A 14,461-nucleotide genomic window follows, 5' to 3' on the forward strand; every position below is an offset into this window, starting at 1 on the left:
AAAAGAAATGCCAACTTCTCTAATCCAGCCAAGGCAAACGATAATGAACTTCACAACCTTCGGAATAAAACAGAAATTCATTCACTCTGTGGCGCTTTTAGTACTAGCGGTTTCCCCTGTTTTCGCATCAGCCGCCACAGCGCAGGAGCCTGGAAAAGGGGTATCGATCACCCCAATTTTCCCGACAATTGCCGAAGAGCGATTCCGCGGAGAGATTGCAATGGCGGGGCTCAAGGAATTGGGCTACGACGTTCAGACTCCGAAGGAAACCGAATTTTCCACCATGATGATTGCAATTGCCAATGGTGACGCTGATTTCTCGGTTCATCTGTGGGAGGAGCTACACAAATCTTTCTATGCTAAGGCCGGCGGCGATGACACGATGGTAAAAATCGGCAATATCATGCCGGGCGTACTTCAGGGCTACATGATCGATAAAAAAACGGCTGACCAGTATCACATCACCTCTATTGAAGATTTGAAAAAGCCAGAGATTGCCAAGCTGTTCGATAGCAACGGCGACGGTAAAGCGGACCTGACTGGTTGCAACCCCGGCTGGGGCTGTGAGCTGGTCATTGCCCACCATATGAAAGCCTATGGCTTGGAAAAGACCGTTTCCAATAACCAGGGCTCCTATTTTGCCCTGATGGCTGACACCATTGCTCGTTACAAAGAAGGCAAGCCGATTCTCTATTACACCTGGGTACCTCAGTGGATCTCCGGTGTTCTGGTCGAAGGTAAAGATGTGGTTTGGTTAACCGTGCCGCGTACGGATCTCCCTGGTGGCAAAAACGATGTCAACACTACCTTCAATGGTAAAAACCTTGGTTTCGCGGTAGACAGTGTCAAAGCGGTCATCAACAAAGAGTTCGCAGAGAAAAACCCGGCGGCTGTGAAGTATCTATCTGAAATGCAGATCACTACCGACGATGAAAGCGCGCAAAATCTCAAAATGCACAATGGTGAAAAAAGTGCAGCTGACATCACCCGGCACGCCAAAGAATGGATCGCGGCCCATCGCGCGAAATACGACAGCTGGCTGGCGGACGCGCGCGCAGCGGCTAATGCCACCACCGCAAAGAAATAATCAGCTCTTCTAAAACTGCTTAAAAGGTTGCCCTTCACGGGGCAACTTTTTATCCGTTTCAGCATTCAGCAGCCGGAGCCCGCAACAATCAAACCAGCGTCATGTTCAAAGCTTTCGCTGACGACCACTACTTTGCCAATAAGCTGTCCAGCCGCCTTTAGTTCGACGGCAGAGCCTTACATCCATTGTGCGCCGCATATGCACGCGGTTTTTCGTTGATAGCCTGGATGCCCATGAGGGTCACTTCACAATGCGTTATCGCGACTTCTTTGGCGTAGCACCGAGTAGTTAGAGAGCGACGTATGAGTGCAGGCGCCAAGTCTTCAGAAGTCCGCGTCAGCAGCACACATATGAAACCCGCGATGTCTCATTCGAGTAGTCATGGCTAGCATCATCGATAAGGACAACCGAGAATCATGAATGCTCCATCGCCGGTGTTAATCCCCACGGCAAACCACCGCGAACGGGTGTCTACCCGCATCTCCTTCCTCATCGCAGGCTTACTCATGTCCGCATGGGCGCCATTGGTTCCATTGGTTAAAGCACGCGCTGGCTTGGACGATGGTGGCTTGGGGCTGTTGCTTCTATGCCTCGGAGGTGGATCTATTGTGGCCATGCCCTTCGCTGGATATCTCACCGCACACTATGGATGCCGCCCGGTAGTAATTTGGGCGACGATTGTCTTGTGTGCCGTTTTTCCGCTGTTGAGCACCGTAGTGTGGCTGCCTGGTCTGGTATTAGCTGTCATCATCTTCGGTGCCAGCATGGGCATGCTTGATTGCGCCATGAACATACAGTCCGTCATCGTCGAGAAAACCAGCGGGCAAGCACTTCAGTCCGGCTTCCATGGACTTTACAGCGTCGGAGGCATATTGGGCGCCGGCGCTATGACCGCTTTATTGACCTTAGGGCTGGATCCACTGATTGCGGCGGTCTGTATCGTTGCCACAGTTTTGGGATCGCTTTACAAGGCTGCGCCTGCTTTGCTGACTTATGGCACCGAACGGGGTGGGCCATTGTTCGCGGTGCCCAGAGGTATCGTGCTGCTTTTAGGGACGCTCTGTTTTATCGTTTTCCTCACTGAAGGCGCATTGCTTGACTGGAGTGCAGTCTTCCTTGTCTCGAATCGAGGGTTAGAGCCGAGCATCGCCGGTTTGGGTTACGCATCCTTCGCGGCGGCGATGACGGTGGGTCGCCTGACAGGGGACACCATCGTCAGTAAACTAGGTGGTGTGCGCGTAGTTACGCTGGGCGGACTTTGCGCAGCCGCGGGAATGATCGTGTCGCTTGGGATCGATGGCTGGCCCGCTTCATTGATTGGCTACGCCATGGTCGGGGCTGGCTGCTCAAACATTGTCCCGGTGATCTTTACCGCTGTAGGCCGACAGCAACGTATGCCACAAGCGGTAGCCATCCCCGCTGTCATCTCGATGGGCTACGCGGGCATTCTGATAGGTCCTGTATTCATTGGGGCGGTCGCCCATTTAAGCACCCTGCCATTCGCTTTGAGCAGCGTAATTGCTCTGCTGTTTTTTGTAAGTGCAACAGCTCGATTACTCAAGGCGACGCCCTGATGTTCTAGCGCGAGCTGGATCAAGAGGTTGTAAGCGTGGCGTTGGCGTTGGCGTTGGCGTTGGCGTTGGCGTTGAAAAAGTGTGGCGCTTTGCTGGATCGGGCTTTTAGGTCGATATCATGATGAGCAATCCATCCGTACCAGTCCAAATACTCCGCGACCTGCGAGCGGCCGAAGTGGCTGAGGTTCTATAGCGCGCTGTCGCGAATGCCATGGATGGATTCCGCCTGCGCCACGCAGAGCGCTCTTCAGCGGCTCGTGTGAAATTCTGTCACCTAGCCACCGCTAAAAAGGCTTTGACTGCGCGCAACGAAGGCATCTTTATCAGCGCCTGATCGGGCCAAGTCTGCTTAATCATTACAATAGGTCATCATTACCCCATATAAAATATCGATTCTTCAGGCCAGCGGCCTCGTCCTAGACTGTTTACAAGCAAATAAAAGTAAACCGACGCATAAAACCTGATATTCGGAGGAAGACTTCGCAACGATCTTTCTGGCGCAGCCGTCAAAGTTATCCAACAAGTTTATCGCAATATTTAAAATCTTTTATTCATTAGGTCACTTTCTCGAACTGTCACCCGCTTGAGCAAGGCCTTTTGTAAATTGAAATGAGGACGGAATTTTGATGACTTCACCTTTTTCGATTCCAAACAGCGCGCGCCGCATCGACCCAGCCAGGCAGCGTGCTGTTGCGCTAAAAAGGGATGGTTCTATAGATGACAACAATCGCGTCGAGATAGGTCCTACACCGCTGGCTTTCGCGGAGTGGGATCGGCTGGGCCTGGAGCCGCCTCATCTGCCCACCATGCGTAAATTTCGACTGCAAAGAATAGTCGATCAGCTCATATCCCGTGACTTAGGCGGCGTCCTGCTATTTGATCCTCTGAATATCCGCTACGCGACCGACACCACGAACATGCAGTTGTGGACGACCCATAACCCCGCGCGTGCATGCTTCATCGCAGCCGATGGTTATGTCGTGTTGTGGGATTTCCATGGTTGCGATCATCTCTCTGCCCACTTGCCGCTGATTAATGAGTTACGCAGTGGCGCGTCGTTCTTCTATTTCGAGACCGGTGAGCACACCGACCAACATGCCAGGCATTTCGCAGCCCAAATCGACGAATTGCTGCGCCAACACGCCGGCACCAATCGCCGCCTTGCGGTAGATCGGATTGAAGTAGCAGGCGTGCGCGCACTGGATGCGCTCGCTATCGACATTTGCAGTGGTCAAGAAGTGACGGAGTTCGCCCGGGTGATTAAAGGCCCCGATGAAATCAAGGCGATGCGGTGCGCGGTAGCGTCGTGCGAAGCTTCCGTGGCCGAAATGCATCTAGCACTACGCGCCGGAGCCACCGAGAACGATGTCTGGGCCGCCCTGCACTCCGGCAACATCCGCCGGGGCGGAGAATGGATCGAGACGCGAATACTCAGCTCCGGCCCACGCACCAACCCCTGGTTCCAGGAGTCCGGCCCACGGGTATTAAGTGATGGCGACCTGTTGTCGTTCGACACAGATCTGATCGGTACCTACGGCATGTGCGTGGACATGTCCCGCAGTTGGATCTGTGGAGGGCTGGAGCCAACAGCCGAACAAAAGCGCCTCTATCGGATTGCCCATGACCATATCATCCATAACACCGAGTTGATAAAGCCAGGCGTGCGCTTCACGGAACTCACCGCCAAGGCTCATCGACTACCCGAACCATGCCGCGCTCAACGGTACGGCGTGCTTTACCACGGCGTAGGTTTGTGTGACGAGTACCCTTGCATCCGCTATCCAGAAGATTTGGAGTCCTACGGATACGAAGGCGAACTCCAAGCGGGAATGGCCCTTTGTGTCGAGGCGTATGTGGGTGAGGTTGGCGGCCAGGATGGAATCAAATTGGAGAACCAGTTGCTGGTAACCGAGACCGGCTATGAATTGCTTACCCATTATCCGTTCGACGAAAGTTTCCTGCGGGATACGAAGCCCAATGTATGAGTCAGTCAATCGAAGTCCATAAAGGGAAAGCAACACTGCTGGCCCCTGCTCCGGGCCGATCTTAACAAGACGAAAAACCGATGGACCAACCAAATGTACATCAGCACATCCGCTGCTGACGCTGATGTACATTTCAGAGACATGATGTCAACTCCATCCTGAAGTGCCCGGCCGGAAACGCAACTGTTTGGCATTGGAGCCGTTATAGGTATTGAAAGCGGTGATCCAACCTCTGAACTTCGTAGATGAAGTCCGAACAGTCCCCCGTGGTTAGACCTATGAAAGTAAGCGTCGAAGTGGCGCCGCGCGCCCTGCTTGCCTTGAGGACTGAAAAGTTGACCACAATTAACCAAACAATTCATTCCATCCCGCAGGATTCAGCTCCACGATCCGTCGGATTCCTCCTGTTGGAGGGTTTCACTTTGATCGCTCTGGCATCGGCAGTAGCACCTTTGCGCATGGCAAATCAACTCTCCGGTAGCGAGTTATATCGATGGCTCACCCTGAGCAAGGGCGGCACCCCAGTATCTGCCAGTGTCGGGTTGAAAATAACTCCAGACGCTAAAATGGAAGAAGCTTCTGACCTCCATACCGTGATTGTGTGCGGCGGACTGGATATCCAGAACTGCGTATGCCACGAACATGTGCGTTGGTTGCAGCTCCAGGCCCGTTTGAGTTGTCACCTAGGCGCTGTCTGCACTGGAAGTTGGGCATTAGGCAAGGCCGGATTGCTGGATGGCCATAAGTGCAGTGTTCATTGGGAATGTCTGGCGTCCATGAGGGAAGCATTCCCCAAATCAGAAGTCACTACACGCCTGTACTCCATCGATGGAAACCACTTAACCTCTTCAGGTGGCACTGCTCCGATAGACATGATGCTGCACTTGATCAGGTGCGAGCATGGCCGTGACCTGGCAGAGGCAATCTCGGATATGCTCATGCACGAGCGCATGCGAAGTGCTCAGGACCATCAACGGTTACCGCTCAGGCATACACTTGGCGCAAATCAACCCAAGCTGCAAGCAGCTATTCTATTAATGGAAGCCAGCCTGGAAGAACCCCTCGAACTTACCGAATTGGCTTTCCAGGCAGGCATTTCACGTCGCCAATTGGAGAGGCTGTTTGACAGGTATCTGGATTGCTCTCCGTCGCGCTATTACCTCAAGCTGCGTTTAGTCCAGGCACGTCAGTTGTTAAAGCAAACCTCATTGCCCGTTCTGGAAATAGGCGCTCTCTGCGGCTTTGCTTCAACTCCACATTTCGCCAGAAGCTATCGCGGACATTTCGGCGTACCGCCTAGTGATGAACGTGCCTCATCAAATGCCGTTTTAGTGGCGCCGATGCCCGCTCGGGACAGCCTGGTAATAGCGCAGGCTCTATAGCCGGTTTAGCCCTCTGCCGTGCGCAGAGTGAGGTGACCTTTGCCAGCGTGAAAATCTAAAGGGTGTAGGCGATGAGCAGCCTTTAGCGTCCGTTAAAATCGACTACGCCAATTTTCTTAAGAGCCACTGTTCATATGTCGCCGCAGGGCGATGCTATGGCGCAAAGAATCTTTTTCTAAAAATTCTTTCCCGATAATGTCTTCAATTCGTGCCCCAGCTTCAACCTTTTCAATAAGCTGTAAAATCGCTTTCTTCATGAACCAGTGGGAGGTGCGATCCAGCTTTGCCGAAACGGATTTCAGCCTGGCGCGAGTTTCCCCATCTAACTTGATACCCAGCGTTGTAACCGATGACATGTTTCACCCTCTAAATAACTATCCGATCTCGTTTGCCACAGCCTTTTATGCGGAGGCACTAATGCATCAAGCCCCACAGCGCAAACAGTGGAGCATCTGTCGATTTCATTGCATGGATACAGGATGGGGGGTTGAATACAGCGCCCCCTGCTCCAGGACTCCACCACCCAGCGTCCTCTCGATACCATTGGCCTGGCGAAAGAACTAGATAGAACTCAGCCGGAGGGTGATGGTGAAAGGGATAGGTGGTATCGGGCGCCATGAGTGCCAAGCCCAACGTCAAGTTGGGACATTCAAATAGCCCTCCCGGGCCAGTAATCAGCCCATGACGATGCCTTTCCACGAACCGATCGTCCTGGCGAGGCTGGGCCTGACGATTTATCCAGGCTACATGAGGCAACAGAGTGGTTAACGCATCCAGGACCGCCACCAAGCATTCGTTGGTTCTTGGCGCAACGTTAAGTGCCTGGGACAAATAGGGCTCCAGGGATTCTGGTAGCGTCCGTGGCGTTTCCGACGGCTTTTTAATGGTCCATTGGGCGGTGGTTATAGATGTGGAGCGCGTCTGGATCGAATCTGGTATCGCGTCGGAAACGACGTTTGACAAAGCCCCATGAAGTGAGCGTTGAAGCAACTGCCCGTTTCTAATAAAAACCTGATCCAACGATAAATTTTCAATGCGGCTTATCATCGTTTTCGAACCCACACTTAAGCCAAATTTCGAACTGGATTACAGGCTGCTCAGCTCGTTCAGCAGATCCACGGAAACACTGATTCCATTGCTTTGTGACTCCATCATCGAGTGCTGACGTTCCCACCCTACCCGGTGGACGCCCATCTGTGTCAAGCGGGTCAACTGACTGGTAAGTCGGCGTTCAAATCCTGGCGAAAAAAAATCCGGAGCAAGAACCAGAATGAGCAGGCCACAACCTGGTGTCTGGGTCCCTTGATGAAAAGCTGGTGAATCCAGCGACCAGTTAGCACCGGTGAGACCCGCGGCCAAGACCTCCACCATGAGCATCACATTAGCCCCGCGATGACCACCAAAAGGAAGTAGCGCGCCGCCTAACGCCTCCAAAGCATTACGAGTTCCGTTTCCATGCTGATCCACCGCCCACCCATCAGGAATATCGCCCCCCGTGGATGCTGCATGGGCAATATTTACGAATGCCGCGGCGCTGCACGCCTGGTCAAACATGAGGGGAATACCATCGGCCGAAGGCGCTGCAAATGAGAGTGGATTCGTGGAGTAGGTTTTGCCCTTGGCTCCAGGAACTGCAACGAGCGCGGGGCCATTGGCAACCGCCAACGCAATGAGCCCAGCCTTGGCAAATCGGAGTGTGTAGTCACCGAGTTCACCGCTCGTAAAACTATTGCACTGGCTCAGCGCGGACATACCATTTTCATAGGCGGCATGGCACATCGAATCGAAGCACCGATCTATCCCAAGCTGGGCGATCCCGCTTCTAGCATCAGATTTGAAGATAATCGAACCAGAAGATGAAATTCGTGGTTCGGCACGAGGATCTATTCGACCCGATGAAAAGCCAGACAAGTAATCGGCAAGATGTCGAAAACCCACGGCTTCATTGCTGCGGGCTTGCGCCGCAACTGTGGCTCGCGCCAATGAGTCGGCAACCGCTTGGGAACATCCCTTTGATTCGCAGAGTCGCTTCACCCAGCCGACAGCTTCATCGATCGTAAAGCTGCGATAGGCTGCTGTGTTCAAAGGTACCGCCTTAAGGTTTAACGATGCAGCCGGCACCCTTCACTCTGCGTCAAAGGCGCCAAACTGCTAATGTCTATCGGAATGCGGCGGTCATTCCTGACCTGTTGTCGCGGATGCCGTTTGACTGCCAAACATCGCCTCAAAGCGAGGCTTGTTGGCTGCGTAGTATTCTGCGACGACCTTGTCAGCCGAGCTATCACGCGCAGTAGCCATCAATTTTTCAAGGTCAGCTTTAGGAATTTTGAAGTTGGCGAAGAATTGAGCAACATCAGGATGCTCCGCACTGAAACCTTTGCGAGCAACCGCGTGGATTTGCTCAGCACCACCGAAAATCTGCTTTGGATCATCCAAATAGCGCAGCGGCCATTTGGCGAACATCCAATGTGGGCTCCAGGCGTTGATCAAAGACCATTTGCCACGCTTAAGGTTACGATCCAACTCGCTCAACATTCCGGATTCCGAAGAAGCGACCATCTTGTAGCCATCAAGCTTGTATTCTTGAATAGCTTTTTCTGTAAGCTTGTATTGCCCGTTACCCACTTCGGAAGTCAGAATCTTGCCGCCGAGTTTTTCTCTAACTTCTGGCTTGTTAAGATCCTCGACACTGGCGATCTCACTCGTCGGAATGGAAGTTGGCACCGCCATACCGATCCGACCTTCATACAGCACGCCGAGGTCTTCGAGCTTGTCTTTGTATTTGTCATAGAATGACTTGTGAGTGCTCGGCAGCCAGACCATCGGGATCAGATCAATATTACCGTTAGCCAGCGCTTGGAACTGGATACCAATATCGGCCAGAATCAATTTAACCGGTTGCTTCAAATGGTCTCGCAGCGCCGTGTCTGCCAACTTTACAGCGATTTCAGTATCCGACCAATTCACCCAACCGATACGGATAGCCGCGGGTTCCTCGGCTTGAGCAAACAGGCTGCTGGAAGCCATCGCCAAGCCTGCAAGCCAGTTGATACAAATTTTACTGGATAACGTCATCTGGTGTATCTCCGCGTACTGTATTAATAGTTATTGGCAGGGCAGCAGAAGAATCAATTTTTTTCATGAAAGCAAAATGACATCGCCATCACAAGATATTTAATGTTATATCCACATGAGTTTTAGTTATGCGAAATTATTTAACTTATTTAAGTAGCTCTCCCCCTCCCTTGCACTATGGCAGAGAACGTTTAATGGTATATGCGTCGAGCTTTAATGGAATTACGAGCTAACTCATAACACCCTTTCGAGCTCCGGCAATGCCTCAAATAAGTCTGCAACCAGCATGTAATCTGCAACTTGTGCGATCGGCGCCTCTGCGTCCTGGTTGATCGCGACGATTACCTTTGATCCGCTCATGCCCGCCAGGTGTTGAATGGCACCGCTGATACCTGCGGCGATATAAAGATCCGGCGCTACGATTTTTCCCGTTTGCCCGACCTGCAGATCGTTGGGGGCAAAACCTGCGTCCACCGCTGCTCGCGATGCGCCCACGGCTCCACCGAGCTTGTCTGCCACACGCTCGATCAACGCAAAATTCTCTTTGCTCTGCATCCCGCGGCCACCGGAAACCACGACGCGAGCGCTCGACAGATCTGGCCTTTCGCTAACCGTCAGCTGTTCGCTCACAAAGCGAATATTGCTTGCGCTTTGCCCACCATCTACAGCCATGACTTCGCAGCGATCATGCTGCGATGCCGCCTGGGCAAAAGCCGAGGCACGGACAGTGAGCAATTTAATCGGATCAAGCGACTGAACCGTGGCGATTGCATTGCCTGCATAAATGGGTCGCTGGAAGGTGTCCGTCGACACAACCCTGATCACGTCCGACAGCATGCCGACATCCAGGCTGGCCGCTACGCGTGGCAACACATTGCGGCCCATGCTGCTAGCATCAGCCACTACATGCGTATACCGGTCGGCTACCAGCGAAGTGATCAACGGCTGGACATTCTCAGCCAACGCCTTCTCGAACATTGTCCCCTGAGCGAGCAATATTCGATGAAGCCCGAGGGTCAGCGCGGCCTGATCCGCCACTGCTGGCGCATCTGGCCCTCCCGTCACAAGCAAATCCGTTTCAGCACCAAGTTCGATGGCGGCGGTAATTGCACTCCATGTACCTGCCGTCAGTTGACCCGCGAAGTGCTCGGCGATAACCAATGTGCGCATCAAATCACCCCAGCAACGTTTTTCAGTTTATCCACCAGCTCGGACACCGAACCGACCTTGATTCCCGCTTTGCGCACTGGAGGGGGGGCAACCCCTAACAATCGAACGTGCTCCTTCACGCGGGCACCCAAGGTGTCGGCAGCGATGACTTCAAGAGGTTTTTTCTTGGCTTTCATGATATTCGGCAGCGAGGCATAGCGCGGTTCATTCAGGCGCAGGTCGCAAGTGACAACCGCAGGCACTGAGAGCGCCAGGGTCTGACTTCCACCATCGACCTCACGCTCGACCACCCATTGATCATCGATGTAACTGATGGATGATGCATAGGTGGCCTGACCGCTTCCGATCAACTGCGCCACCATTTGCCCAACCTGGTTGTTCTCCTGATCGATAGCCTGTTTACCAAAAAGAATCAGTTGCGGCTTTTCGTTATCGATCACTTTACTCAGGTATTTGGCCACGTTCAGCGGCTCGAGTATCGCGCTTGTTTCTACCAGAAGGGCTCGATCCGCGCCGAGCGCCAATGCCGTGCGCAATTGTTCCTGCGCGGCAGAGGAACCTACCGAAACCACCACAACCTCGGACGCCAGCCCCTTTTCCTTAAGGCGAATCGCCTCCTCCACTGCGATCTCGCAGAAAGGGTTCAAGGCCATTTTTACGCCATTAAGCTCAACGTCTGAACCGTCAGCTTTGACCCGAACTTTTACGTTCGGGTCGATGGCGCGCTTTACCGCAACGAGCACTTTCATAGTCCCCTCGCACTCATGGATCGATGTATGGAATGACCGGCTCGAACAAGCCGATCGCTCCTGTTTCGAGCGGATGTTAATCCTGGTTATTCCACCACGCAAGAAAAATGTACACCTGTGTCTCGCCACGTTGACACGCCTGAACATTCGACATACTGTTATGTCAAACCAAGCCTGATGTTCTGTTCCCGGAGCGCAACACCATGTCCAGCGATCCTCTGCTGCAACCCTATAAGATCAAAAACCTGACCCTCAAAAACCGGATCATGACCACCTCCCATGAACCGGCTTACCCGGTCGACGGCATGCCTAAGGAGCTTTATCGGGCGTATCACGTCGAGCGCGCCAAGGCAGGCGTGGCACTGACGATGACCGCCGGCTCCGCCGCGGTGTCGCGCGACAGCCCGCCGGTGTTCAACAACATCCTGGCTTACAAGGACGAAGTCGTCGGATGGATGAAAGATCTGACTGACGAGTGCCACGAACACGGCGCGGCAGTGATGATTCAGCTGACCCATCTAGGTCGGCGCACCCGCTGGGATAAAGCCGACTGGCTGCCAGTGGTATCGCCGTCTCACCGCCGCGAAGCATCGCACCGGGCCTTCCCCAAGAAGATGGAAGAGTGGGATATCGACCGGATCATCAAGGATTACGTGGATGCCGCCGAGCGCATGAAAGCTGCGGGCCTCGACGGTCTGGAGCTTCAAGCCTACGGACATTTGATGGATCAGTTCTGGTCACCATTAACCAACGATCTCGAGGGTCCTTACGGCGGATCCCTGGAAAACCGGTTACGGTTTACGTTCGATATCCTGCGAGGCATCCGCAAGCAATGCGGTGAAGACTTTTTGTTGGGTGTGCGCTACACGGGCGATGAGGACCTGCCCGGTGGATTCGGGGCGCAGGAAGGCATCGCTATTTCGCACATGCTCAAAGACAGCGGCCTGGTTGATTTTCTTAACGTGGTGCGCGGGCACATCGACACCGATGCCGGTCTGACCGATGTGATTCCTATCCAAGGCATGCGTAACTCCCCGCACCTGGATTTTGCCGGCGAGATCCGTGCGGCCACCGGCTTCCCCACCTTCCATGCGGCCAAGATCCCCGACGTTGCCACCGCCCGCCATGCCATTGCGTCAGGCAAAATCGACATGGTCGGTATGACTCGTGCGCATATGACCGATCCGCACATCGTGCGCAAGATCATCGAAAAGCGCGAAGAGGAAATCCGCCCCTGTGTAGGCGCCAACTACTGCCTGGACCGCATTTATCAGGGCGGCGCCGCGTATTGCATCCACAATGCTGCAACCGGGCGTGAAACCACCATGCCCCACGAAATCCCCAAAGCCCCAGCCAAGCGCAAGGTTGTAGTAATCGGAACCGGCCCGGCGGGCCTGGAGGCGGCGCGCGTCGCCGGTGAACGCGGCCATGACGTCACCGTGTTCGAAGCGGCTGACCAACCTGGCGGGCAGATCCGGTTGACCGCTCTTAGCGAGCGTCGCCGCGAAATGATCAGCATCATCGATTGGCGCATGGTGCAATGCGAGCGCCTCGGTGTGAAGTTCCACTTCAACACCTGGGCCGAGGCCGAGACAGTGCTGGCTGAAGATCCGGATGTGGTGATTGTCGCCACCGGCGGCTTGCCGCATACCGAGGTGCTCAAGCAGGGCAATGAGTTGGTGGTATCGACCTGGGACATCATTTCTGGCGACGTCAAGCCCGGCAAGAATGTGTTGATCTTCGATGACGCGGGCGACCACGCGGCGCTACAGGCTGCCGAAGTCATTGCCAACAGCGGCGCAAAACTGGAAATCGTCACACCTGACCGGTCGTTCTCGCCGGAGGTGATGGCGATGAACCTGGTGCCTTATATGCGCAGCCTGCAAGACCTGGCGGTGACCTTCACTGTGACGTATCGGGTCGACTCCGTAGAGAAGCGCGACGGTCAGTTGATTGCCAACTTTGGCAGCGATTATGGACAGGTGCACAAGCAGCGAGTGGTCGATCAGGTCGTGATCAACCACGGCACCTTGCCCCTGGACGATTTGTACTTTGATCTGCGTCCCCATTCGAGCAATAACGGTGCGGTCGAACAGCACAATCTGATCGCCGGAAAAACTCAGAACATCGTGACCAACCCCGAAGGCCGTTTCCAACTGTTCCGCATCGGCGATGCGGTCTCGGCGCGTAATACCCACGCGGCCATCTACGATGCGTTGCGGCTGCTGAAAGACATCTGAAGTCATGCCCCTGACTTCAAACATCAGGGGCAATTTTCACACTTAACACGAGACTCTTCCATGTCAGCACAGACCTTGAAGTCCAGGGCTGCTGTCGCGTTCGCTCCCAATGAACCGCTGCAGTTGGTCACCATTGACGTCGCCCCCCCCAAGGCTGGCGAAGTGCGGGTTCGCATTGTTGCCACGGGCGTTTGTCACACCGACGCCTTCACCCTTTCGGGAAGCGATCCCGAAGGCATTTTCCCCACCGTGCTGGGGCATGAAGGCGGTGGCATCGTCGAAGCCATCGGCGAAGGCGTCACCTCGCTGCAAGTCGGCGACCACGTGATTCCGCTCTATACCGCAGAATGCCGGCAGTGCAAATTCTGCCTCTCCGGTAAGACCAACCTCTGCCAGGCGGTCCGCGCAACCCAGGGCAAAGGCCTGATGCCCGACGGCACCTCGCGTTTTTCCTACGAAGGCAAGCCGCTGTTCCACTACATGGGCTGCTCGACGTTTTCCGAGTACACCGTATTGCCTGAAATCTCCCTGGCGAAGATTCCAAAAGAGGCTCCGCTGGATCAGGTTTGCCTACTCGGCTGTGGAGTGACCACTGGGATCGGCGCCGTACTCAACACCGCCAAGGTAGAACCTGGCGCCAGCGTCGCAATCTTTGGGTTGGGCGGTATTGGCCTGGCCGCAATCATCGGCGCAAAAATGGCCAGCGCCGAGCGCATCATTGCCATCGATATCAACCCGGCCAAGCGCGACGTCGCACTGTCGTTGGGCGCGACGGATTTCATCAATCCCAAGGACTATGACAAGCCCATCCAGGACGTCATCGTTGAACTGACCGATGGCGGCGTGGACTATTCGTTCGAATGCGTTGGCAATGTGCAACTGATGCGAGCGGCACTGGAGTGCTGCCACAAAGGTTGGGGCGAGTCGATCATCATAGGCGTTGCCGGCGCAGGCCAGGAAATCCGCACCCGCCCCTTCCAGCTCGTAACCGGTCGCGTATGGCGTGGCAGTGCCTTCGGCGGCGTGAAGGGCCGCACGGAGCTTCCCAGTTATGTGGAGAAAGCCAGTCGCGGAGAGATCCCGCTGGAAACCTTCATCACCCACAACATGTCCCTGGACAACATCAACGAAGCATTCGAGCTGATGCACACCGGGCAAAGCATTCGTACCGTAATTCATTTCTGAAATCGGCGGGCCTC

General features: G+C 54.4%; 11 protein-coding genes and 1 pseudogene. 6 read left to right on the plus strand and 6 right to left on the minus strand.

Annotated features, from left to right (window positions below; translation table 11 throughout):
- The first annotated feature begins 43 nt into the window (after window positions 1-43).
- From proX to F475_RS27390, 4 genes and pseudogenes are all read left to right on the plus strand, one after another.
- Window positions 44-1,087: a glycine betaine/L-proline ABC transporter substrate-binding protein ProX gene (gene proX / locus F475_RS27370; RefSeq protein WP_177431137.1), complete on the plus strand. Its 1,044-nt coding sequence runs from the start codon at window positions 44-46 to the stop codon at window positions 1,085-1,087.
- Between the two features lie 416 nt (window positions 1,088-1,503).
- Complete coding sequence (locus F475_RS27380; RefSeq protein WP_111455200.1) at window positions 1,504-2,661, plus strand: MFS transporter; 1,158 nt, start codon at window positions 1,504-1,506, stop codon at window positions 2,659-2,661.
- Window positions 2,662-3,287: 626 nt separating this feature from the next.
- The gene (dddP, locus tag F475_RS27385) at window positions 3,288-4,646 is read left to right on the plus strand and encodes a dimethylsulfonioproprionate lyase DddP (RefSeq protein ID WP_177431138.1); all 1,359 of its coding nucleotides are present in this window, start codon (window positions 3,288-3,290) and stop codon (window positions 4,644-4,646) included.
- Window positions 4,647-4,981: 335 nt separating this feature from the next.
- Window positions 4,982-6,087 (plus strand): annotated as a pseudogene (locus tag F475_RS27390) (GlxA family transcriptional regulator).
- Window positions 6,088-6,144: 57 nt separating this feature from the next.
- Here the strand turns inward: F475_RS27390 and F475_RS27395 are convergent.
- The 6 genes from F475_RS27395 to F475_RS27420 all read right to left on the minus strand — a co-directional run bounded on the left by F475_RS27395 (window position 6,145) and on the right by F475_RS27420 (window position 11,022).
- Window positions 6,145-6,384 (minus strand): hypothetical protein, encoded by a 240-nt coding sequence (locus F475_RS27395; RefSeq protein ID WP_111455202.1) that lies wholly within the window; start codon window positions 6,382-6,384, stop codon window positions 6,145-6,147.
- Between the two features lie 58 nt (window positions 6,385-6,442).
- Window positions 6,443-7,075: a dimethylsulfonioproprionate lyase family protein gene (locus F475_RS27400; protein WP_256597252.1), complete on the minus strand. Its 633-nt coding sequence runs from the start codon at window positions 7,073-7,075 to the stop codon at window positions 6,443-6,445.
- Window positions 7,076-7,114: 39 nt separating this feature from the next.
- The gene (locus F475_RS27405; RefSeq protein ID WP_256597253.1) at window positions 7,115-8,113 is read right to left on the minus strand and encodes an Ldh family oxidoreductase; all 999 of its coding nucleotides are present in this window, start codon (window positions 8,111-8,113) and stop codon (window positions 7,115-7,117) included.
- 90 nt (window positions 8,114-8,203) lie between these two features.
- Complete coding sequence (locus F475_RS27410) at window positions 8,204-9,103, minus strand: glycine betaine ABC transporter substrate-binding protein (RefSeq protein ID WP_111455205.1); 900 nt, start codon at window positions 9,101-9,103, stop codon at window positions 8,204-8,206.
- Window positions 9,104-9,337: 234 nt separating this feature from the next.
- A complete protein-coding gene (locus F475_RS27415; protein WP_111455206.1) occupies window positions 9,338-10,273 on the minus strand; it encodes an electron transfer flavoprotein subunit alpha/FixB family protein in 936 nt (311 codons plus the stop codon).
- Entirely contained in the window at window positions 10,273-11,022 is a 750-nt protein-coding gene (locus tag F475_RS27420) for an electron transfer flavoprotein subunit beta/FixA family protein (protein ID WP_111455207.1), read from the minus strand. The genes F475_RS27415 and F475_RS27420 overlap by 1 nt, the downstream gene beginning before the upstream one ends.
- Before the next feature lie 203 nt (window positions 11,023-11,225).
- On the opposite strand from F475_RS27420, the gene F475_RS27425 reads away from it, so the two are divergent.
- Entirely contained in the window at window positions 11,226-13,262 is a 2,037-nt protein-coding gene (locus tag F475_RS27425) for an NADH:flavin oxidoreductase (protein ID WP_111455208.1), read from the plus strand.
- A 60-nt stretch (window positions 13,263-13,322) separates the two neighbouring features.
- A complete protein-coding gene (locus F475_RS27430; protein ID WP_111455209.1) occupies window positions 13,323-14,447 on the plus strand; it encodes an S-(hydroxymethyl)glutathione dehydrogenase/class III alcohol dehydrogenase in 1,125 nt (374 codons plus the stop codon).
- The last annotated feature ends 14 nt before the right edge of the window (window positions 14,448-14,461 follow it).

Source organism: Pseudomonas sp. URMO17WK12:I6 (assembly GCF_003253625.1).
Taxonomy (GTDB): domain Bacteria; phylum Pseudomonadota; class Gammaproteobacteria; order Pseudomonadales; family Pseudomonadaceae; genus Aquipseudomonas.